Below are 19,858 nucleotides of genomic sequence, written 5' to 3' on the forward strand. Positions count from 1 at the left end.
TTAAAACAAAGGGAGCGAATTTCGCTCCCTTTTGCTATTCATCGTTCCCAAACAGCTCAATACTGTTTGTCCAAAGCTGTGATGCCAGTTGTTCTTTATTCGTGTCTCTCAGCGCCGCCAACTCTTCTAAGACATCAATTAAGTACTTAGGATGATTCGCCTCGCCTTGCCTGCCGGATAACGGCATGTCCGGTGCATCGGTTTCTAAAACCAAAGACTCTATCGGTAATTGACTGATCGCTTGTCGAGTTTTATTAGCTCGTGGGTAAGTAATCACTCCGCCTACACCGATTTTAAAGCCAAGGTCGATAAACTGTCTGGCTTGTTGTTCACTGCCGGAAAAAGCATGTAACACACCACCTTGAGTAAAGCGATGTTGTTTAATTAATTGCAGTAATCGATTATGCGTTTTGCGGCTATGCAGAATTACCGGAAGACGAGCGTGTTGCGCCATGGCTAGTTGGGCGATGAAAACACGCTCTTGGAGCGAGGTATTGACCTCAACCATAGCGTCTAATCCACATTCGCCTACGGCAACACAAGCGCTTTCTCGCAGTGCTAATTCATCTTCTAACAGCTGCAACTGTTCATCGGCAAAGTGTTCAAGAAAATAAGGATGAAAACCGAGGGCGTATCGAAGGGTTGCTGGGTATTGTGCCGCGAGATTTTTCACTCGCAGCCAATTAAAAACACCAACCGATGGAATAAGGATTTTATCTACCTGAGCATGCGTTGCGGCAGACATTTGCTCCGGAAACGATGCGGCAAACTCATCAAAATCAAAGTGGCAATGGGTGTCAAACAGCCTCAGCTTATGATTTTTCAATGTCTTTGCCATGAGCAGGGTCTTTGTCATGGCTCGGTTCTTTATCATGAATTGGATCTTTACGATAAGGAACGCAACAACGTTTTTGATCTGGCGTTAAACCCATGCTTTGACACCAATCATCATAGCGTGCCAGCCATTTTTTAAACCAAGTTAGCATAACAACCTCATCTATAGGCTTATTGTTCTTCTCGTTTGAATACTAGCTCTGTTGCTGTCGATTCAGCGGCACAATAGTAGTAGCCCGCAGTGTCAAAAGATTCCAACTGCTTCACCGACTCAATACGGTTTTCAATAATGTATCGCGCCATCATACCGCGAGCTTTTTTAGCAAAGAAGCTGATCACTTTATATTGACCATTTTTGCAGTCTTTAAACACAGGAGTGATCACTTGAGCCTCTAAAGCTTTCGGTTTAACGGCTTTAAAGTATTCATTCGAAGCAAGATTGATCAGCACATTATCTTCTTGTGCCTTAATTGCTTCATTTAGCTTATCGGTAATGATGTTGCCCCAGAATTGATACAAATTGCTGCCACGTTCATTACCCAGCTTAGTACCCATTTCGAGGCGGTAAGGCTGCATAAGATCGAGAGGCTTCAACAAACCGTATAAGCCTGACAGCATACGCAGATGATTTTGCGCATAATCTAAATCCGCTTCAGACAATGTTTCTGCTTCGAGACCTGTGTAGACATCACCTTTGAAGGCAAAGATCGCAGGGCGAGAATTATCAGGTGTGAAAGTTTCGGTCCACTGCTCAAAGCGTGCCACGTTCAAACCAGCAATTTTGTCACTGACTTTCATTAAGTCGGCAATATCTTGTGGCGTCAGTGTACGACACACTTTGATTAATTCCGCTGAATGCGAAGTCAACTCTGGCTGGGTAAAGCGCGTTGTTGGCAATGGAGATTCATAATCCAATGTTTTTGCTGGAGAGACCACGATAAGCATAAGGTTTCCTTTATAAATTCTGTTGAGCTGACTTTTATTGCTTTTGAACGATAGCTTACAAAAAAAGCCATGCAGTGTCTGCATGGCTTTTCCAATCTATAACATCGGTACTATCTATTAGTGTACTTAGTTTGCTTTATTCGACTTCGATTGATCCCAGATTCCATCTTCAAGTTGAGTTTTTAGTTCTGGGTAGTCATTGGCATTGAAAGTTGGTACTTTGCCCGCGTCTAGCTGACGGTTGTAGTCTTTCGCAAGCTTAATTACGGTTCCAGACAGAAGCAGAATCGCAATCAAGTTAACAATCGCCATCAAGCCCATAGAAACATCGGCCATAGCCCAAACCGTAGGCAGTGTCGCTAACGCACCAAACATCACCATACTTAAGAAAATCAGACGAAATACGACCAAACCTTTCTTGTTGTTGTGCTCAAGGAATATCAGGTTAGTTTCCGCATATGAATAGTTCGCAATGATTGAGGTGAAGGCAAAGAAGAAAATCGCCATCGCAATAAACACGCCGCCCCAATCACCGACTTGTGAACTTAGTGCACGTTGTGTTAGCTCGATACCAGTAATTTCGCCGTGCGGAACATATTCACCAGACACTAGGATGATCGCCATAGTCGCTGAACAGATCACGATAGTATCAACAAATACGCCCAGCATTTGCACATAACCTTGAGACGCAGGATGCGGAGGATAAGGCGTTGCAGAAGCCGCGGCATTCGGCGCAGAACCCATACCAGCTTCGTTTGAGAACAATCCACGCTTCACGCCGTTGATCATTGCCTGTGCAATCGCATAGCCAAGACCACCAGCGGCAGCTTGTTCAAAACCGAAAGCACTTTTAATGATCAGAGAGAACACCGCAGGCACTTTCTCAATGTTCATGAACACGACCACAAGCGCAATTGCTAGGTAGGCGATAGCCATAAATGGGACGATAAGTTCAGCGGTTCGTGCAATTTTACGGATACCACCAAAAATTACGAAGGCAGTTAGTAGCACAATACCAATACCCACCATCATCGGATCAAAACCAAATGCATTATTCATCGCATTTGAAATCGAGTTAGCTTGTACTGCATTGAACACCAAGCCAAACGCAATGATAAGGAAGATTGAGAAAATCACCCCCATCCAGCGCATACCCAAGCCTTTTTCCATGTAATAAGCAGGGCCACCACGGTAGTTGCCATCCTTATCACGTGATTTGTAAAGCTGAGCAAGAGTACTTTCTGCGAATGAAGTCGCCATGCCTAGCATCGCTGTCATCCACATCCAGAAAATCGCACCAGGGCCACCAACGGTTAATGCAACCGCAACACCAGCCATGTTACCTGTACCTACACGCGCAGCAAGACTGGTACAAAGAGCTTGAAAAGAAGAAATACCAGCATTGTCAGCTTTACGGCTGTTTCTCAGCACACTGAACATGTGCCCAAAATGGCGAAATTGGATAAAGCCTAAACGCAAGGTGAAATAAATACCGACACCAACAAGGAGATACACCAGTATCGATCCCCAAAGCAGGTCGTTCATTAAGTTAATTAAGTCTGTCACAAAAACCTCTAAAAAGAGTAAGTATTAGAACCTGAAAATAAAAGTTAGCACTTTAACTACACGCTCGCTGGCTGCGATTTGCTTTTATAATGGTGTGTAGTTCAGGAGAATGAAGACACCTTATCGGTTTAGGTATCTATATGATGGGCGAGAATAATGCAGGCAGGGTTGTTAAAAATCAATATGAGTTAAGTTGCATTTATGAGAATCCGTAAGCGCTATTCGTAGAAACAACACCAAGTAAAAATCACACAAAAAAACATTACTATTACATTAATAAAACATTACCTCCCACACCAAACTTATGTCATGCACAATAAGTTGAAGTCACATTCAGCCTTATAGCTCTATATGCTCCATCACAAAATGATTTCTAATTGCGGAACTTGAAACATTTAGAAACCTAGCGACCAAATATTAATCAACCGGCAATCCCACGGCCTAGATTAGTAACTTTTCATTAACATCAGCCAATTATCAATAAATAAGAAAATTGGTATCCAACCGGTTAAATAACAACCACCCCAATGCTAACAAAGTTTATATTCCTAGAAGAAATCCATAAAAATTTCATATCAATGAAACAAATGAGAAATAAATCATAGTTATTGTCCTTAAAAATATGATATTTAGAAAAAACTCCAGGAAAGGAGACAACCAGAAAGAGGCTTGCTTATGGACGACTTGCACTTTGATGAACTGTTAGATGCACAAATCGCAAAGCTCCGCTCAAATGCGAGTAGCAGAGCGAAACCTGCTAAAAGGATGTGGCGTGAGATAGAAGCTATACGAGATCGAAAACGGTTGGAAAGAGAGTTATTGGAAATGGATGTCTGTCTAGAACTCGATGACCTCAAATTATAAATAGAAGAGGCGCCTTTGTTGGCGCCTCTTCTATTTCTACACTTTGACTTTGTACATTTTTCCTAATTGCACTCTGTTTCGCTTTTTCTTACTCGACGAGCAAGCTGAGCGTATCTTTCCGCAATGGTTGAACCAAATACCGGATCTTCTTCACTACAATTCCACTCAGATTCCACCTGTTGCCAATCTGCAACGCTAAAAGTTCGATTAATCAGCGGTAAAACTGTTTGCTCTTCCATTTCTAAATGTTGACGCTGTGAATTAATGAATTGTTCTAGCTGTTCCATAAATACATCTTGAGGAACAACCGCATCATTTAGGATCATCTCCACCGTGTTCAAAAACTCATGTGTCGATTTGGATAACAGTGCATGTTCTTTTTCTAAATCCGAGACTTCTTCATGCTCGCCATAATGCTTCATGTAATGCCGATAAAGAATGTCTTCTTTGGGGTGATGGACACTTTCAGAATGCCTTGAAAGATAATCCACAATCTCCTTAACGAGGCTGTAGTTAATCGGTTTTTCGTCTTTAAGAAGCTGTAACTTTCCGCGCAAAATAGCCAACAGTCGAGTCATGTATCCATGTTCACGTCTGATTCTTTCAATCATCATTGTGCGTCTCCCTTACACAGTCTTGTAGGTAAAGTCTATATAAGGAATGACTAATCCGCTTTGATTTTGGTCGAAAAAACAGCAATACGAACAACCATTCATCACATCATTGATTCGAATCAAGAGTTGGTTGCCAATCAATTGGTATTTGGCCTAACTGTTTGAGTATCTGATTTGTTTGCGAAAAATGCTTACAACCCAAGAATCCTCGATGCGCTGATAACGGCGAAGGATGAGGAGCCATAAGTACATGATGCTTACTTCTGTCTATCATCTGCCCCTTTTTCTGTGCATGAGATCCCCAAAGAAGGAAGATCACGCCTTGACGATGTTGGTTTAGCGCATCAATTACACGGTCAGTGAAAGTTTCCCAACCCGTTTTAGCATGTGAATGTGCCTTCCCCTGCTCTACCGTTAAAACAGTATTGAGCAACAAGACGCCCTGATCCGCCCAGCTTTTTAAATAGCCATGATTCGGGATCTGAAAGCCGTCAATATCTTGAGCCAGTTCTTTATACATGTTCACCAGAGAAGGAGGCGTTTTCACACCCGGTAAGACAGAAAAGCACAAACCATGTGCCTGATTAGGCCCATGATAAGGGTCTTGTCCGAGGATAACGACTTTGACGTCATCGAACTCAGTAAAGCGAAAGGCATTAAACACATCTTTAGCAGGCGGGAAAATAACTTTACCAGCGGCTCGCTCAGCTTCGACAAACTTCAGCGTTTGCTGGAAATATTCTTGTTCTTTCTCTAGACCAATGACATCGTGCCAAGTCAAAGAATGGCTCATAACAGCTCCTGAGTATAAAAATAATTGCTTTATCTTATACCCATGAGCACAAAGTTGCAGCCAGACAGCACTCGTAAAATCGAATACGACATCCCTGAAACCTCAGATTTTGATCAAGAATGTCGTAAACAATTCACAAATGTCATCAACACAACAACCAAGATTTCATCTTACCGACCAACAGCAGTTCTCATCAGTAAGCCTTACTTGCAATGAGATTTACTTGGTTGCGGTGAACGATGGTGGCCTCTACCTGTTACATGCCGATTAGGCACTGGCATACGGGCAGCAGGTCGAGCACTGAATGATGAGGTAACACAAACTGAAGAGAACATAATTGGGCATCCTTCTTTACAACGTTTCATGAAAACGTCATGAGAAAAGCATGCCAATATCGTGATCTCAAACGAACAATTTATACACTTAAATGGTGCTCGCGCATTGTTTGGATCTCTAAATGCCAAATATCAGGATCAATTGTTTCTAAAATCAATGGGATATTATCAAAACGAGGATCTTTAGAGATGTATTCAAAGCAATCCCAACCGATCTCACCTTTGCCCAATGAATGGTGGCGATCCAGCTTACTGCCTAGTCCACCTTTTGAGTCATTAATATGCATTGCTCTTAAATAGTGCATACCGACAACACGATCAAACTCCGCAAAAGTAGCTTCACAAGCGGCAAAGCTACTTAAATCGTAGCCAGCGGCAAAGGTGTGGCAAGTATCGAGGCAAACACCGACACGAGATTTGTCTTCTACTTGATCAATGATTGCCGCCAAGTGTTCAAAGCGCCAGCCTAAGTTCGTTCCTTGCCCTGCTGTATTCTCGATAACAGCAATCACATCAGGTACAGCTTTATGAGCAAGGTTGATTGACTCAGCAATAGTCGCAAGGCACTGCTCTTCAGACACCAGTTTTAAATGGCTGCCCGGATGGAAGTTCAGTAGTTTCAATCCTAGCTGATTGCAACGCTCCATCTCATCAATAAATGCTGCACGCGATTTTTCCAGCTTATCTTCTTCTGGCGCGCCCAAATTAATTAAGTAGGAGTCATGAGGCAAAATATAGTCAGCAGAGAAACCTAAACGCTGACATTGCTCTTTGAAACGTCTTATTGTTGACGCTTCTAGTGGCTTCGCTACCCATTGACGCTGATTTTTAGTGAAGATAGCAAACGCGTTTGCACCAATCTCTTTTGCTCTTAATGGCGCCTGATCGACGCCACCAGCAGCGGAAACATGAGCACCAATATATTTGTTGCCAAGAGGCTTTACTTCTTTTGTCATTTAATCACTTTCTACTTTCAAATTGGCTTTTATAACTTACTGATTTGTTCTAGTTAGCTTGTTCTAGCACGTTAAAATGTAGTTTTATTACCACAAATAGAACAAAACTTAACCATAAAATATTTTTTAATCATTAAAATTTAATTGAATAATTATATTTATTAAACGCTTATTGATTAACATCAATTTATTCACCTTAAAACAATTAAGGTTTTATGTTGTTTTTTGACCTATATCAATACTATAATCATGGATATAAAATATATAATACGAAGCTCAACAATAATTACGAAATTTAACACCAATAAATACCACTGAAAGTGGACTAGGAGATATTGATGATCCAAGGTATCCAAATCACTAAAGCAGCTAATGATGACCTACTTAACTCTATTTGGCTAATCGATAGTGAAACAAACGAAGCTCGTTGTGTTGCAGCAACTGGTAGCTACTCAGAAGATCAAGTTGTTCCAGTATCTGACCTTGGCGAGTACGAAAGCCGTGAAGTGGCTATCGAAACAACTCCAAAAATTGAAGGTGGTCAGCACCTTAACGTTAACGTTCTTAAGCGTGAAACGTTGGAAGATGCCGTTGCTCATCCAGAGAAGTACCCACAGCTAACTATCCGTGTATCAGGTTACGCTGTTCGTTTTAACTCTCTAACTCCAGAGCAACAACGCGACGTTATCGCTCGTACTTTTACTGAATCTCTATAATTCAGTTTCGCAAATTAAAAAAAGCGGTGCTCTTACAGTAGCACCGCTTTTTTATGCTTTGTTGGTAGAGAATCAGTAATGATTCTCTACCTTGTATTACTCGCCACGAACCTTGATTAGATGCTTTCTCAGTGCTGCGAAGTCAACGTCCATCTCATCAGACAGTAGTTCCATAACAGCATGTTTAGCCAAAGGTGCTGGTAATTCGATGTCCGTACCTAAAATCTCATCAACCACTTCTTTGAACTTAGCTGGATGTGCAGTACATAAGAACAGACCGGTTTCACCTTCTTGAAGTTGCTGTTCAAGAACGCGGTAGGCAATTGCACCGTGTGGTTCACACAGATAACCCAATGCGTTCAGCTCTTTCACTGATTCCGCACTTTCGTTATCGAGAACCGCACCTTTACCTAAAGTTTCCAAGCCCCAATCTTTGATTTTGCATAGCTCTTCGATACGTGGCCAGTTGTTTGGTTGGCTCACATCCATCGCATTTGAAGTGGTCGCCACTGTTGGTTTTGGATCCCATTTGCCAGTTTCTAGATAACGAGGCACAGTGTCGTTTGCGTTCGTTGCAGCGATAAAACGTTTGATAGGTAAACCCAACGCTTTAGCTAATAAACCTGCAGTAAGGTTGCCGAAGTTACCACTTGGAACTGAAACAACAAGGTTTTCGCGCTCTGCTTTGCTCATTTGCGCAGCCGCTTCGAAGTAGTAACAGATTTGTGCCATTAAACGGCTGATGTTGATTGAGTTAGCTGAGTTAAGACCTACTTTCTCACGCAGTTCTGCATCATCAAATGCGCTTTTAACCAATGCTTGGCATGCATCGAAATCGCCATTGACAGCAACAGTGTGGATGTTCTTACCTAATGTACAGAACAGCTTTTCTTGTAGTGGGCTGATTTTACCTTTTGGATAAAGGATCACGACATTGATATCTTCCATGCCGTAGAAAGCATGAGCAACCGCAGCACCTGTATCGCCAGATGTTGCTGTTAGAATCGTGATTTTTCCGCCATTAGATACAGCCGCAAGAGACTGAGCCATAAAGCGGCCACCAAAGTCTTTAAACGCAAGCGTTGGACCATGGAACAGTTCAAGAGCATAAACGCCATCTTTTACTGATTTGATTGGCGCAGGGAACTGGAATGCAGATGCCACCATCTCATTCACTTTCTCGCTTGGCAGTTCGTCACCAATCAAAGCAGATAGGATCTTAGTGCTGCGTGATACGAAATCTTCGGCTAATAGCGCATCAATATCATCAAACTTTGGTAATTCCGACGGGAAAAATAGACCTTGGTTACGGCCTAACCCTTGGCGCACGGCTTGGCCAAAGGATACTTGTTCATCATTTTCTTTTATGTTGTAAAGCTTCATAGCTCACTTCCTGTAACTTTTGAACCGTTTTTGTCTAGACGACAAACGTGAACGAATCCTTCTTCGTTTTGTACGTAGTTTTGTTCCAGCCAACGCGCAACGCGCTCGGCAACGTCTTTTTCTTTGCACACACTAAATAGCGTTGGACCGCTACCAGAGATGCCTGTCGCCAATGCACCAGCAGAAAGCGCATATTGACGAGCTTTCGCAAAACCAGGCAGCAGTTTCTCACGATAAGGTTCTGCGATCACGTCTTTGATCATTTTCGCGGCTAACTCAGGCTGATTGGTGTGGCAGGCATGAATAAAGCCAGCCAGATAACGACCATGAGCGATGATATCTTGGCGGCGATACTGAGACGGTAAGATAGCACGCGCTTCAGCCGTTGAAACCTTAATACCCGGATAAGCCATTACCCAGTACCAATCATCAAAACAAGGCACTTCTTGGCTGATAATGCCAAGCTCTTCAAGCATCAGTTGTACGCCACCGAGATAGCATGGGGCAACGTTGTCATAGTGAATGCCGCCCGAGATCTTTCCTTCCATTTCACCCATTAATGCCAACAGTTCAGTTTCGTTTAATGGTTGATCATGGAATCGGTTGAGCGCATCCAGTGCAGCCACAATTGAACAAGCACTTGAACCTAAACCTGAACCTATAGGCATGTTCTTCTCTAGCGTCATTTCAAGAGGCTTCAGTTCAACCTGCTTTTTCTCTAGCTCACGAGCGAACACTGTCCAACAATCATAAACAATATTTTCTTTCGGGTTTTCTGGAAGCTTAGAAACAAAGCTGCCTGCCGTTTTCAGTGTAAAGGGTTCTGAACCCGCTTTTACTTGTACACGATCGCCAAGCAGTGTTCCGTCAATCGGTGAAACCGCAGCACCCAATACATCGAAACCAACACTTACGTTACCGATAGAAGCTGGGGCGTAAACGACTACGCCCATGTCACTTGAACTCATTGATTAAATCCCTAATTTCCAGCCAAGCGTACGCATGACATCCGAGAACACACCAGCAGCAGTTACTTCAGTACCTGCACCGTAACCGCGTAGCACTAAAGGAATTGGCTGATAGTAGCGGCTGTAGAATGCCAGAGCGTTCTCGCCATCTTTAATTTTGAACATAGGACCATTCTCATCGACCATCGCGATGTGTACTCGGCATTCACCTTCCGCTATTTCGCCTACGTAACGAAGAACTTTGCCTTCCTCCGCCGCTGTGGCTGACAGCTGTTGGAAATATTCATCCGCTTGAGGCAAGCGAGCCATGAAGTCTTCAACACTACCTGATGCATCAAAGCCCGGTGGTAACGCTTGTTCCACTTTAATATCTTCTAGCTCTAATACCATTCCCGCTTCACGAGCAAGGATAAGTAGCTTACGAGCCACATCCATACCTGATAGATCATCACGAGGATCTGGCTCTGTGAAACCTTTTTCTTTAGCAATCGTTGTTGCTTGGCTCAGTGTCAGACCTTCATCTAACTTACCGAAGATGAATGATAGAGAGCCTGATAAGATACCGTTGAATTTTTCCAGCTCATCACCTGCAGCAATGAGGTTCTGCAAGTTTTCAATAACTGGCAGACCCGCACCAACTGTTGTTTCATACATCAATTTACGACGAGAGTGACGAGCCACTTCGCGCAACTGATGGTAATACGCCATGCTTGCTGTGTTTGCTTTCTTATTTGGAGTTACAACGTGGAAACCTGCCGCTAAGAAATCTGTATATTGATTCGCGATGGCTTCACTAGAAGTACAGTCTACCAGCACAGGGTTGATGATGTGGTTACGTTGAACCAAGGCAATTAAGCGAGCTAAAGAAAATTCTTCCGATGCTGCACCCATGCGGTCACGCCAGTTATCAAGAGGCAGACCTTCGCTATCAAGTAGCAAGCCCTTACTGTTCGCCAGACCACATACGCGAATCACAATACCTTTTTCCGCCAGTTTCGCCTGTTGACGGTTAATTTGATCAACCAGCTCGCCACCAACACCACCAACACCGACAACAAAAACATCAAGGAAGTGTTTAGAGTTAAATAAGTTTTCGTGACACGCTTTAATTGCGGAAGACACTTTGTCTTCTGGAATAACCGCTGAAATCGCTCGCTCTGATGAACCTTGAGCAATCGCGACGATATTGACGTGAGCTTCTGTTAACGAAGCAAAAAACTGAGAAGCAACACCGCGCGACGTACGCATACCATCACCAACAAGAGTGATGATCGAAAGATCTTCCATAAACTCAACTGGCTCCAACAAACCATCTTTGAGTTCGAGTTCGAAAGCTTCTGACAATGCTTGTTGAGCTAGCACTTTGTGCTCTGCTTCAATACAGAAACTGATGCTGTATTCCGATGAAGACTGTGTGATAAGAACGATAGAGACACCCGCAGCAGACATTGCTCCGAACACTCGGCTAGCCATACCCACCATGCCTTTCATGCCAGGGCCTGAAACGTTGACCATAGTTAGGTTGTTAAGCGTTGTGATACCTTTGATCGCCAGATTATCTTCACCAGTATCAAGACCAATTAAAGTGCCAGGGCCTTGAGGATTGAAACTGTTTTTGATTAGACAAGGAATGTGGAACTGAGCAATAGGAGCGATAGTTTTTGGATGGAGAACGGAAGCACCAAAATAGGAGAGTTCCATCGCTTCTTGATAGCTCAGAGATTTAAGTAAGCGAGCATCGTCAACTAAACGTGGGTCACAGTTATAAACGCCATCCACATCAGTCCAAATTTCACAGCACTCAGCGCGCAAACAAGCGGCTAAGACGGCTGCAGAATAATCCGAACCATTACGGCCAAGACAAACCAATTCACCTTTCTTATTACCTGCTGTAAAGCCCGGCATAATGTGGACATGTTTTTCTGGAAGAGGGTTTGCCTTGAAGTTTTGAGTTGAAATTTCAACATCAACCATCGCTTCTAAATAATCGCCTTTCGCTAGCAGATATTTTACTGGGTCAATTAGGTTGGCGGCTAATCCTTTTGCTTCCATTACCGCTTTCATTAGCTGAATAGAAACACGCTCACCTTTACTGATAATGCGAGCATTCACATTATCAGGACACATGCCTAATAGACTGATGCCATGCACGAACTGACGTAGCTGTGACATTGAAGACTTGACTTGATTATCAAACGCAGCGCCATCGATGTTTGGCAATACTGCTTTTACATCTTCAAATAAAGTGTTGAACGAAGATTCCAACTCTTTAATTTGTAGTTCTGCTTCTCCATTACGCATCGCGCTATCGATCACTGCCACAAGTTTATTTGTGGTTTTACCCGGTGCAGAAAGAACAACGGCAACGTCTTCCTGCTGAGCGTTATTTGCAATGATGTCTGCTGCCCGTAATAAACGGTCAGCATCAGCTAACGATGAACCTCCAAACTTTAGAACTCGCATCCCTTTACTCCAAGTCATTAAAAATAGGCATAAAAAAAGGCCTGTATCGGTGGGGATACAGGCCTTCTTTGAAAATTTTACGCTTAGCAGCCTGCCCCAACACGCGTAATGTCGGTAATAATAATGGTGGTTGTCATCATTACTAGGCTGTTATTAAACATAGAAATCTTACTTCGTTTGTGTGTTTGCTTACCCCTACGTTTAACCTATTTTTTATCGCATAGTCAACGAAAAAGTAGTTTTTTTTATGTTTCATTCTGATTAGTTAGCTAAGTCTCTAAAAAATCAACAATCATTATTTGAGCAAACAAAACCGACTAAGTAAATAACCAAATACTCTAACGACTCCTCTGCCGACTCTGTTTTTTGTGCCTAGACTTTGTAAAGCGCAGTGGAAAAGTCATTTAAAAAATTTATAACTACAAGGGGGATATCATGAGACTTAGTCTTGGTATTACCTGCATGCTCATTGTTTTTAGTGCTCGCTCTGAACAACTTCCTACTCTGCCTTCAATGCAGAAAGATTCCCCACATCGATTGTTTCTAACAAGTGAACAGATCACCAGCGAACAAAACAGAGATGAATTTGGTGGTTGGGATATCAACATTGATGGTGGATACGCCTATGCGATATTCAACGACATTGATGTTTATGTCGGCGCCCGCATCAACCAATCTGACTCTGGCAACAACAGTTTTAGAGAAAATGGATTGCTCAGTGGAGTTAGCTACCAGCTAACTGAAAAAGTAACATTAAGCAGTTCAGTACAATCCTATTTTTCGGATAAAAACAGTGAGAGAACTTCAAATATTGGGGCAGAATTGTCCAGTCGATTACAGCTTTCTGATGATTTAGATTTGCATGCCACCCTTGGCTATCAAGAGTGGCAACAAGGTGTTGAAGTGGGTTTAGGATTTCGTTTTTAGCTCAAATCAAGCGCTTGCTTAGAGAGCAAGATTCCATTCCAGTCGGCATAGACATAATCCCCCGGCAACACCATTTGATTGTGCATAGCTAGAGCTACATTCACTTTACCTACACCTCGCTTTTCGGTTTTAAATGGGCAAGCATCTAATGCTTTTATCCCTAAATCCATTTGCGAAAGCGCGACAACGTCTCGAACAGCGCCATAGATAATCACTCCTTCCCAACCGTTATCAATCGCCATCATAGCAACCTGATCTCCCATCAGTGCTTTTCGGCGAGAGCCGTGACCGTCAACCACCAGTACTTTTCCCTTGCCATTCTGGCTCAAGACTTCACGCACTTTTGAATTATCGTGATAGCAACGGACTGTCACTATCTCTCCCCAAAAACTGCTTCTCATACCGTAATTTTGCAAAGGTAAGTCGAGTAAAGTCACCTGTGACTCGTAGCGATCACATATATCCGGTGTGATATCTTTCATCGTTCCTCCATGATTCTCGTAATTGTAATTTCAAAAAATAATTAGGCTCTAAAGGGGAATAACCTCTTTTGGGTTACAGTTTGAATAAATTGAAATCCCCTAAGCATTCCCGTAGTTCTCCCTTACAGGAATGTAAATAAAGCATGTTGTTACACACGTAATAGATGGCATTCTGCCTATAAACTCTGCCGAGTTGTAACGCCTTATCCAAAGGCATATTCACGGCAAAGCTTTCTTCAAACCAATAAAATTCTGGATCACCAACGCGAACAGAGCACCAATCATAACTAATCAGCTCATTCTGTAAACGTTGATTATTTACGCAATTCTCATATTCTGACAACTTATCACTTTCAGGGTTCCATGCGGTAATGATGGCGTAGTTTTCAAAGGCCATTTTATGTTGAAGATCAAATTTCACGTTGGAATAAGCTTGCCAAAGGTTTGCATTTATTTTCATGAAGTTACTGGTGTTACATCTCGTCATTAGTTTTAATATCTGTTACATTCTAACAATTGATGTAAATCAACAAAGTGATTGGAATTAACATTTGGCCGTTGTTAGCATGCTGTTAACATTATAGAATCCGGCTCAAAGACTAGTAGAACCAAAGAGGTATTGGATTCCTCATAAACTAGTATTCCACGGATGGCGGGCAACCCGAGAGTAGATTTTTTACATAAATTAAGTTTTATTGTTAACATCAAATTACCCTATGTTATGTTTTTGCCTAGAATGAGTTCTATTAGCACAAATTTTTCACAAGTTTAGGTACCGCCAATGCAAACCCCGCAGATTCTTATCGTTGAAGACGAGCAAGTTACTCGTAACACTCTAAAGAGTATTTTTGAAGCCGAGGGATACGATGTTTTTGAAGCTAGTAACGGTGAAGAAATGCACCACGAACTATCTGACAACAACATCAACCTAGTGATCATGGACATCAACTTACCGGGTAAAAACGGTTTGTTGCTAGCTCGTGAGCTTCGTGAGCAAGCTGATGTTGCTCTAATGTTTTTGACTGGTCGCGACAACGAAGTAGATAAAATCCTTGGTCTAGAAATCGGTGCAGATGATTACATCACTAAACCATTCAACCCTCGTGAACTTACTATTCGTGCTCGTAACCTACTAAGCCGTTCTATGAACACTGGCGTAACTCAAGATGAGAAACGCTCTGTTGAGAAATACGAATTCAACGGTTGGGTACTAGACATTAATAGCCGTTCACTGGTTAGTCCAAGTGGTGATGGTTACAAACTGCCTCGTTCAGAATTCCGTGCACTACTGCATTTCTGTGAAAACCCAGGCAAGATCCAAACTCGTGCTGATCTTCTTAAGAAGATGACAGGCCGTGAGTTGAAACCACATGACCGTACTGTAGACGTAACGATTCGTCGTATCCGTAAACACTTTGAGTCAGTGTCTGGTACTCCAGAAATCATCGCAACAATTCACGGTGAAGGTTACCGTTTCTGTGGCGACTTAGAAGAATAAGCTCTCGCTGTTCTTACTACTAAAGAATGCAAAAAAGCCCCTATCTGGGGCTTTTTTATTGTGTCTTGGGTTCTCTATTTGGGTTTTATTCGCAATAGAAAATGCTATGAATCGACCTTATCGAACGTTAGATTCTATCGTTCAGTAGACCTTATCAATAGTGACATTACGTTCCACCAGCCAAACATCACCGTTGCTGTCACTAAGCTCTAAAGCCACGTGAACGCTCTTTTCGACATCCACTGGGATCTCCGTTGCAAACACCACTTCCCAAAGATTTTCACTCAATGTTCTCAATTCAGTCTCATCGCCTTGAACGATCCAAGTATTGTCTTTCTGCTTGATAACCACCATTTCAACAACAAGTTCCGCTGACAGTTCACCAGAAGTGTCTAGCATCAAAGTACCGTTAAGAGGTTGGCTCTCAGATGTGCCATCAACTTTAGGCATCTTGTCTGTCCACAGATTACTTTTAAGCTGGATGTCAGTCTCAGATAAAGCAGCCAAATTACCCTGTTTCCAGTTAATGTTTTCGTGATTAGAAGTCTGAGAAGTACATGCAGCCATTGTCAGAGCTAATAAAGCGAGAGCAAGTTTTTTCATTTTATTTCCTTTGTTCCAACCACTGTTTGAGTACTTCAATATCGTTGAGGTATTCGTTCTTAATTTCCTCAACCCAATCGGTTATGTTTTCCCACCAAGCTGGCGCTTCTGGAGATTGTGCTTTTTGCGCCACACTTTGAATGTGTTTTAGACCTATAGATCCTGCTGCGCCTTTTATCTTATGCGCTTCAGAAACAATGCCGTCTTGATCTTTCGCCACCATGTTGGAATCCAAGACTTCAATATAACTTGGCATCATCTCTTCAAACATCTTGATGCTATCAAGTACAGGCTTCTGCCCAACAATATCAACGTAAGAAGTCAGCATGTCGAGATCCAGCAGACGAACATAAAGATCGTCGTTGCCTTCAATATGTTTTTCCATAGGTTTTACCTCGTCTGTTATTTGCAGAGGATTCATAGTGACCTTGCTTATCACATCCTGAACAGCTGAAACCGATAGTGGCTTACTTATCGCGTCATCCATGCCCTTTTCAAGATATTCAGAACGATCTTTAAGCACGTTAGCTGTCAACGCCACCAGCGGTGGAAGCTCTTGATAGTGGCTGCGGTAATACTGCGCAATATCAAAGCCCGTCATATCCGGAAGCTGAATATCCAAGAAGACTAAGTCATACAGCTCCGGTTTAAAATTATCAATCGCGGCTTGTCCTGTCATGGCGACAGTAACCTTATGCCCAAGACTTTCAAGCAATGAACGAGCAACGGTGACGTTGAGTTCAATGTCTTCGACCATAAAGATATTCAAACTGCGCTGAACTGCCTCCGGAGCCTTCTTCACTTCGGATGCTTCGACCAAAGGAACACTGATCGACACCGTAAAAGTACTGCCAAAGCCTTCTTCACTGCTCACGGTAATATCACCGCCCATCAAATTGACAAGCTGACGAGATACCGCAAGGCCAATACCTGTACCAACAGCGTGTAAGTTGTCCTCGCCAGACTTCACCTGATAGTACATGGCAAAAATTTTATCGAGTTCCGATTCAGGAATCCCGATGCCGGTATCTTCAATATCCATGGTGATATATGCCATATCATCTTCGATATCCGCACTGACGTTCATCACCACTCCACCTTCTTTGGTGAACTTCATTGCGTTACTGATCAAGTTCCACAGCACTTGGCGAAGTCGCGTCGCATCCACACTGACGAGTTCAGGTAAATCCGTTAATCGTTCTAAATCGAAGCGCAGACCTTTCTGCTCCGCCATCAGAGCCGACAAGCTTTCTAGCTCGACAACGAATTCTTCGAAATTCAAAGGTGCAGGGAATAACTCTAGCTTGCGACGGTCAAACTTATCCATATCAATAATATCGTTAAAGATATTACCCAAGGTGACAGCACTGACATTAATTGTCTGCATGTGTTTGCGCTGCTCAGGTGTCATTGGCGTATCCAGCAGCATTCGGCTTAAGCCGACAATACCGTTGAGCGGCGTACGCAACTCATGGCTAATTGTCGAGATAAATGTGGTTTTATCGCGGCTGGCTTTTTCCAAAGACTCTTCGTGGCGTTTGCGTTCAGTGATATCACGACCAAAGCCAACCAGACCTAGGTGACGGCCATCTTTGCTGTAAAACGGTACTTTGCGTAGCTCGAAATAGTTTTTGTGGCCATCTGGATATTCCAGCCACTGCTCATAAGTGATAGCGCGGTTGTCTTTGAATACGCGTTGATCGGTTTCAACAATCGACTGAGCAATCTCTTTACGGTAAACATCCCAAGGTGTTAAGCCAACCAACTCGCTTTCTCTTTTACCGGTCAGTTCTTCCATGGCTCGGTTACAACCCGAGAATTCACCTTTTGCGTTTCGATAATAGATCAAGTCAGGAGAAGCATCGATGAATGAACGTAACAGAGCCGTGCGTTCAGCCAGTTCAACCTGTGTTTTTTCACGTTGAAAAACCTCGGTTTCCAAATCCACCATGGCTTCTTCACGTGCTTCTTCCGCTTTTATACGCTCTTCAATCTCTTGATTCAGCTTAACAATGTTCTGCTGGAGCTTTTGGTTCAGCTCTTGATCTCGTGAACGCATATCTTTGAGCTTGGAAACCAGTTTGGAAAGACGCTGACGTGACTCTTCCAACTGATCGACGACCACGGAAAGGAAATACACAGCCCAAGGGGTGATGATCAGACCAAAGAACACCGATCTCAGAATATCGATATCATCAACATAGCCATTAAGGGCAAGTGTGATACCTACCTGAACGACCACAGCCAGAGCAACTAAAGCAAGCGCCAGTAAAATAGAGAAACGCAAAATACCCAGTTTGACTAGCAGATCCACGTAGTACTGGGCGAGATTTTTCATCGGTTTCATTCATAACTCCACAGGAATGAATTAGCCGTAGTCTAGCCTGTTTCGATGCCAAGAGTCAGCCAAAGAAGTTACTCGTCTTTGAAGAATTTGAACTAATCAAGGGTTACTGATAAAAGTCCGACTCTTTTCCGCTGTGATGAGGGAAATTAACGGACAGTTTGATAGTGAAAAGGCTGACCAATAAGAGAACCTTGCGCGCCCTCTTTATCTAATGCTTTACCAATTTCCGTCATTGCGAGCCAGCGATTCTCACACCACAACGGAGATAACAAGGTTGGTCGGCGTGCTGCGGAAGAAACACGGTGATAAACCACATTAGGCGGTGTTAAACGAATCATTTCGCTGGCAATCGCAACATACTCTTCCAACGTTGGCGCTTCTAATCTTCCGGCACGCCATGCCTTAGCCATTGTGCTGCCTTCGACAATATGCAAACCATGCAATTTGATGCCGTCAGTACCCACTTCCACAACTTTTTTCAGGGTTTCAATATTGTCGTCACTGGTCTCTTTTGGCAGGCCAACAATTAAGTGAGTACAGACTTTAATCCCCAAAGATCGTGCTCGCTCAGTGATCTGCGCATAACATTCGAAGTCATGACCTCGATTGATGTGTTTCAAGGTTTGGTTATTCGCGGTTTGTAAGCCAAGTTCCAACCAAATTTCATACCCTTGTTGTACATAGCCTGCGAGCAGATCAAGGACAGCATCAGGAACACAATCCGGTCGAGTTCCAACACATAAGCCGACAATATCCGCAGCTTTTAGTGCCTGTTCGTACATGCTCTTCAAGGTCTGAACTTCAGCATAAGTGCTGGTATATGCCTGAAAATAAGCGAGATATTTACGAGCTCTATGGATTTCACCAGCACGGTCTTTCAACTGTTCTTCAATACTTTGGATTTGCGTCTCTTCATCCGCAAACGAGGCCACATTGCAGAATGTACAGCCACCACGGCCAATGGTGCCATCACGGTTAGGACAACTGAAACCACCATGTAAAGTCAGCTTGTGTACACGCTCTCCGTAACGCCTTTGGAGATCCTGACCGATGGTATTAACTAACTCGTGTAACTGCATATGGGTACCAAAATAGATGCAAATAGTTCTCAATGCGATCTTTGTAATTAAATTACAAAATCACAAAAAAATGGTAGCCAATTGTAAATATACAGAACTTGCTAAGACCCAATCAAAATCAATAAACATTCACAAAATAAGCATTTAATACACATTGTTATTCATTTGTTAAAATCATTATGCATTTTGCAACAAAAAAATGACCTAGAAAGTAGAGTTTTCGTTGGAATTTCGTGCAACAAAAATGTAGGATATTTACAGTTTTGCGCTGATTTTGTTTATTTTATTACACAAAACCCTGTGAAACATCTGTGATTATCCAAGCCCACCTATATAAATCACTACAAAAGTGATCAAGAAAAATGGATATCACTATGGATTGTTTTTCTCACAAAATTTTTCCGTGAGAGACCGAAAGGATGCGAACCAACTAGCACTGGTTGGTTTAGATTCATTAAATATAAAAGGACTGGACGCAATGCTAT

The 19,858-nt window shown here is 42.7% G+C and carries 19 protein-coding genes and 1 other annotated feature; of the genes, 4 read left to right on the top strand and 15 right to left on the bottom strand.

The features are described from left to right. Window positions 1-34: 34 nt before the first annotated feature. From P4S58_RS12345 to P4S58_RS12360, 4 genes are all read right to left on the bottom strand, one after another. Entirely contained in the window at window positions 35-838 is an 804-nt protein-coding gene (locus P4S58_RS12345) for a TatD family hydrolase (RefSeq protein ID WP_180980309.1), read from the bottom strand. Beyond that, the gene (locus tag P4S58_RS12350; protein WP_180980153.1) at window positions 813-986 is read right to left on the bottom strand and encodes a DUF5363 family protein; all 174 of its coding nucleotides are present in this window, start codon (window positions 984-986) and stop codon (window positions 813-815) included. Before P4S58_RS12350 ends, P4S58_RS12345 begins: the two co-directional genes overlap by 26 nt. 19 nt (window positions 987-1,005) lie before the next feature. After that, entirely contained in the window at window positions 1,006-1,779 is a 774-nt protein-coding gene (gene yaaA, locus P4S58_RS12355) for a peroxide stress protein YaaA (RefSeq protein ID WP_337164162.1), read from the bottom strand. Between the two features lie 126 nt (window positions 1,780-1,905). Beyond that, window positions 1,906-3,345 carry an alanine/glycine:cation symporter family protein gene (locus P4S58_RS12360; RefSeq protein ID WP_102987243.1) on the bottom strand — a complete coding sequence of 480 codons (1,440 nt, stop codon included), beginning with the start codon at window positions 3,343-3,345 and terminating at the stop codon, window positions 1,906-1,908. Window positions 3,346-4,020: 675 nt separating this feature from the next. On the opposite strand from P4S58_RS12360, the gene P4S58_RS12365 reads away from it, so the two are divergent. Further along, window positions 4,021-4,209 carry a DUF3545 family protein gene (locus P4S58_RS12365; RefSeq protein ID WP_102954405.1) on the top strand — a complete coding sequence of 63 codons (189 nt, stop codon included), beginning with the start codon at window positions 4,021-4,023 and terminating at the stop codon, window positions 4,207-4,209. 62 nt (window positions 4,210-4,271) lie between these two features. On the opposite strand, the gene P4S58_RS12370 is transcribed toward P4S58_RS12365, so the two are convergent. From P4S58_RS12370 to nfo, 3 genes are all read right to left on the bottom strand, one after another. Beyond that, window positions 4,272-4,823, bottom strand: coding sequence for a hemerythrin domain-containing protein (locus P4S58_RS12370; protein WP_102954406.1), 552 nt, complete (start codon window positions 4,821-4,823; stop codon window positions 4,272-4,274). 106 nt (window positions 4,824-4,929) lie between these two features. Next, a complete protein-coding gene (ung, locus tag P4S58_RS12375; protein ID WP_102954407.1) occupies window positions 4,930-5,616 on the bottom strand; it encodes a uracil-DNA glycosylase in 687 nt (228 codons plus the stop codon). 415 nt (window positions 5,617-6,031) lie between these two features. Then, on the bottom strand, window positions 6,032-6,907 hold the full coding sequence (nfo, locus tag P4S58_RS12380) for a deoxyribonuclease IV (RefSeq protein ID WP_102963574.1): 876 nt from the start codon (window positions 6,905-6,907) through the stop codon (window positions 6,032-6,034). 338 nt (window positions 6,908-7,245) lie between these two features. On the opposite strand from nfo, the gene grcA reads away from it, so the two are divergent. Further along, window positions 7,246-7,623, top strand: a complete 378-nt coding sequence (grcA, locus tag P4S58_RS12385; RefSeq protein WP_042480363.1) for an autonomous glycyl radical cofactor GrcA — start codon at window positions 7,246-7,248, stop codon at window positions 7,621-7,623. Between the two features lie 96 nt (window positions 7,624-7,719). On the opposite strand, the gene thrC is transcribed toward grcA, so the two are convergent. From thrC to thrA, 3 genes are read right to left on the bottom strand one after another with little or no spacing between them, the layout of a single operon-like run. Further along, window positions 7,720-9,006, bottom strand: coding sequence for a threonine synthase (gene thrC / locus P4S58_RS12390; RefSeq protein ID WP_269348700.1), 1,287 nt, complete (start codon window positions 9,004-9,006; stop codon window positions 7,720-7,722). Then, complete coding sequence (thrB, locus tag P4S58_RS12395; RefSeq protein ID WP_042480786.1) at window positions 9,003-9,959, bottom strand: homoserine kinase; 957 nt, start codon at window positions 9,957-9,959, stop codon at window positions 9,003-9,005. The genes thrC and thrB overlap by 4 nt, the downstream gene beginning before the upstream one ends. Before the next feature lie 18 nt (window positions 9,960-9,977). Further along, window positions 9,978-12,437 carry a bifunctional aspartate kinase/homoserine dehydrogenase I gene (gene thrA, locus P4S58_RS12400; RefSeq protein ID WP_102987240.1) on the bottom strand — a complete coding sequence of 820 codons (2,460 nt, stop codon included), beginning with the start codon at window positions 12,435-12,437 and terminating at the stop codon, window positions 9,978-9,980. 30 nt (window positions 12,438-12,467) lie between these two features. Continuing rightward, window positions 12,468-12,585: a sequence feature (Thr leader region), on the bottom strand. A 287-nt stretch (window positions 12,586-12,872) separates the two neighbouring features. Between thrA and P4S58_RS12405 the strand changes: the two genes are divergently transcribed. After that, window positions 12,873-13,364, top strand: coding sequence for a hypothetical protein (locus P4S58_RS12405; protein ID WP_042480371.1), 492 nt, complete (start codon window positions 12,873-12,875; stop codon window positions 13,362-13,364). Here the strand turns inward: P4S58_RS12405 and P4S58_RS12410 are convergent. Both P4S58_RS12410 and P4S58_RS12415 read right to left on the bottom strand, forming a co-directional pair. Then, the gene (locus P4S58_RS12410; protein WP_042480372.1) at window positions 13,361-13,846 is read right to left on the bottom strand and encodes a putative 4-hydroxy-4-methyl-2-oxoglutarate aldolase; all 486 of its coding nucleotides are present in this window, start codon (window positions 13,844-13,846) and stop codon (window positions 13,361-13,363) included. The genes P4S58_RS12405 and P4S58_RS12410 overlap by 4 nt on opposite strands. A 73-nt stretch (window positions 13,847-13,919) precedes the next feature. Beyond that, window positions 13,920-14,306: a DUF3293 domain-containing protein gene (locus tag P4S58_RS12415; RefSeq protein WP_337164164.1), complete on the bottom strand. Its 387-nt coding sequence runs from the start codon at window positions 14,304-14,306 to the stop codon at window positions 13,920-13,922. A 321-nt stretch (window positions 14,307-14,627) separates the two neighbouring features. Between P4S58_RS12415 and arcA the strand changes: the two genes are divergently transcribed. Next, window positions 14,628-15,344, top strand: a complete 717-nt coding sequence (gene arcA, locus P4S58_RS12420) for a two-component system response regulator ArcA (protein WP_042480376.1) — start codon at window positions 14,628-14,630, stop codon at window positions 15,342-15,344. Window positions 15,345-15,485: 141 nt separating this feature from the next. Here arcA and P4S58_RS12425 read toward each other — a convergent pair whose 3' ends face one another. The 3 genes from P4S58_RS12425 to P4S58_RS12435 form a co-directional block, all read right to left on the bottom strand. After that, window positions 15,486-15,947: a hypothetical protein gene (locus tag P4S58_RS12425; RefSeq protein WP_042480378.1), complete on the bottom strand. Its 462-nt coding sequence runs from the start codon at window positions 15,945-15,947 to the stop codon at window positions 15,486-15,488. Between the two features lies 1 nt (window position 15,948). Next, window positions 15,949-18,294, bottom strand: coding sequence for an aerobic respiration two-component sensor histidine kinase ArcB (gene arcB / locus P4S58_RS12430; RefSeq protein ID WP_102963580.1), 2,346 nt, complete (start codon window positions 18,292-18,294; stop codon window positions 15,949-15,951). Between the two features lie 146 nt (window positions 18,295-18,440). Further along, window positions 18,441-19,373, bottom strand: coding sequence for a TIGR01212 family radical SAM protein (locus P4S58_RS12435; protein WP_102963581.1), 933 nt, complete (start codon window positions 19,371-19,373; stop codon window positions 18,441-18,443). Window positions 19,374-19,858 lie beyond the last annotated feature (485 nt).

This window comes from Vibrio sp. Hal054 (genome assembly GCF_037162405.1).
GTDB classification, from domain to species: domain Bacteria; phylum Pseudomonadota; class Gammaproteobacteria; order Enterobacterales; family Vibrionaceae; genus Vibrio; species Vibrio diazotrophicus.

What these genes read in the sequence shown, in the direction of transcription:
- nfo (WP_102963574.1), bottom strand. Translation starts at nt 6,907, where the DNA reads ATGACAAAAGAAGTAAAGCCTCTTGGCAACAAATATATTGGTGCTCAT.
- P4S58_RS12370 (WP_102954406.1), bottom strand. Translation starts at nt 4,823, where the DNA reads ATGATGATTGAAAGAATCAGACGTGAACATGGATACATGACTCGACTG.
- thrA (WP_102987240.1), bottom strand. Translation starts at nt 12,437, where the DNA reads ATGCGAGTTCTAAAGTTTGGAGGTTCATCGTTAGCTGATGCTGACCGT.
- P4S58_RS12415 (WP_337164164.1), bottom strand. Translation starts at nt 14,306, where the DNA reads ATGAAAATAAATGCAAACCTTTGGCAAGCTTATTCCAACGTGAAATTT.
- P4S58_RS12345 (WP_180980309.1), bottom strand. Translation starts at nt 838, where the DNA reads ATGGCAAAGACATTGAAAAATCATAAGCTGAGGCTGTTTGACACCCAT.
- P4S58_RS12365 (WP_102954405.1), top strand. Translation starts at nt 4,021, where the DNA reads ATGGACGACTTGCACTTTGATGAACTGTTAGATGCACAAATCGCAAAG.
- grcA (WP_042480363.1), top strand. Translation starts at nt 7,246, where the DNA reads ATGATCCAAGGTATCCAAATCACTAAAGCAGCTAATGATGACCTACTT.
- P4S58_RS12405 (WP_042480371.1), top strand. Translation starts at nt 12,873, where the DNA reads ATGAGACTTAGTCTTGGTATTACCTGCATGCTCATTGTTTTTAGTGCT.
- thrC (WP_269348700.1), bottom strand. Translation starts at nt 9,006, where the DNA reads ATGAAGCTTTACAACATAAAAGAAAATGATGAACAAGTATCCTTTGGC.
- yaaA (WP_337164162.1), bottom strand. Translation starts at nt 1,779, where the DNA reads ATGCTTATCGTGGTCTCTCCAGCAAAAACATTGGATTATGAATCTCCA.
- thrB (WP_042480786.1), bottom strand. Translation starts at nt 9,959, where the DNA reads ATGGGCGTAGTCGTTTACGCCCCAGCTTCTATCGGTAACGTAAGTGTT.
- P4S58_RS12425 (WP_042480378.1), bottom strand. Translation starts at nt 15,947, where the DNA reads ATGAAAAAACTTGCTCTCGCTTTATTAGCTCTGACAATGGCTGCATGT.
- P4S58_RS12410 (WP_042480372.1), bottom strand. Translation starts at nt 13,846, where the DNA reads ATGAAAGATATCACACCGGATATATGTGATCGCTACGAGTCACAGGTG.
- arcA (WP_042480376.1), top strand. Translation starts at nt 14,628, where the DNA reads ATGCAAACCCCGCAGATTCTTATCGTTGAAGACGAGCAAGTTACTCGT.
- ung (WP_102954407.1), bottom strand. Translation starts at nt 5,616, where the DNA reads ATGAGCCATTCTTTGACTTGGCACGATGTCATTGGTCTAGAGAAAGAA.
- arcB (WP_102963580.1), bottom strand. Translation starts at nt 18,294, where the DNA reads ATGAAACCGATGAAAAATCTCGCCCAGTACTACGTGGATCTGCTAGTC.
- P4S58_RS12350 (WP_180980153.1), bottom strand. Translation starts at nt 986, where the DNA reads ATGCTAACTTGGTTTAAAAAATGGCTGGCACGCTATGATGATTGGTGT.
- P4S58_RS12435 (WP_102963581.1), bottom strand. Translation starts at nt 19,373, where the DNA reads ATGCAGTTACACGAGTTAGTTAATACCATCGGTCAGGATCTCCAAAGG.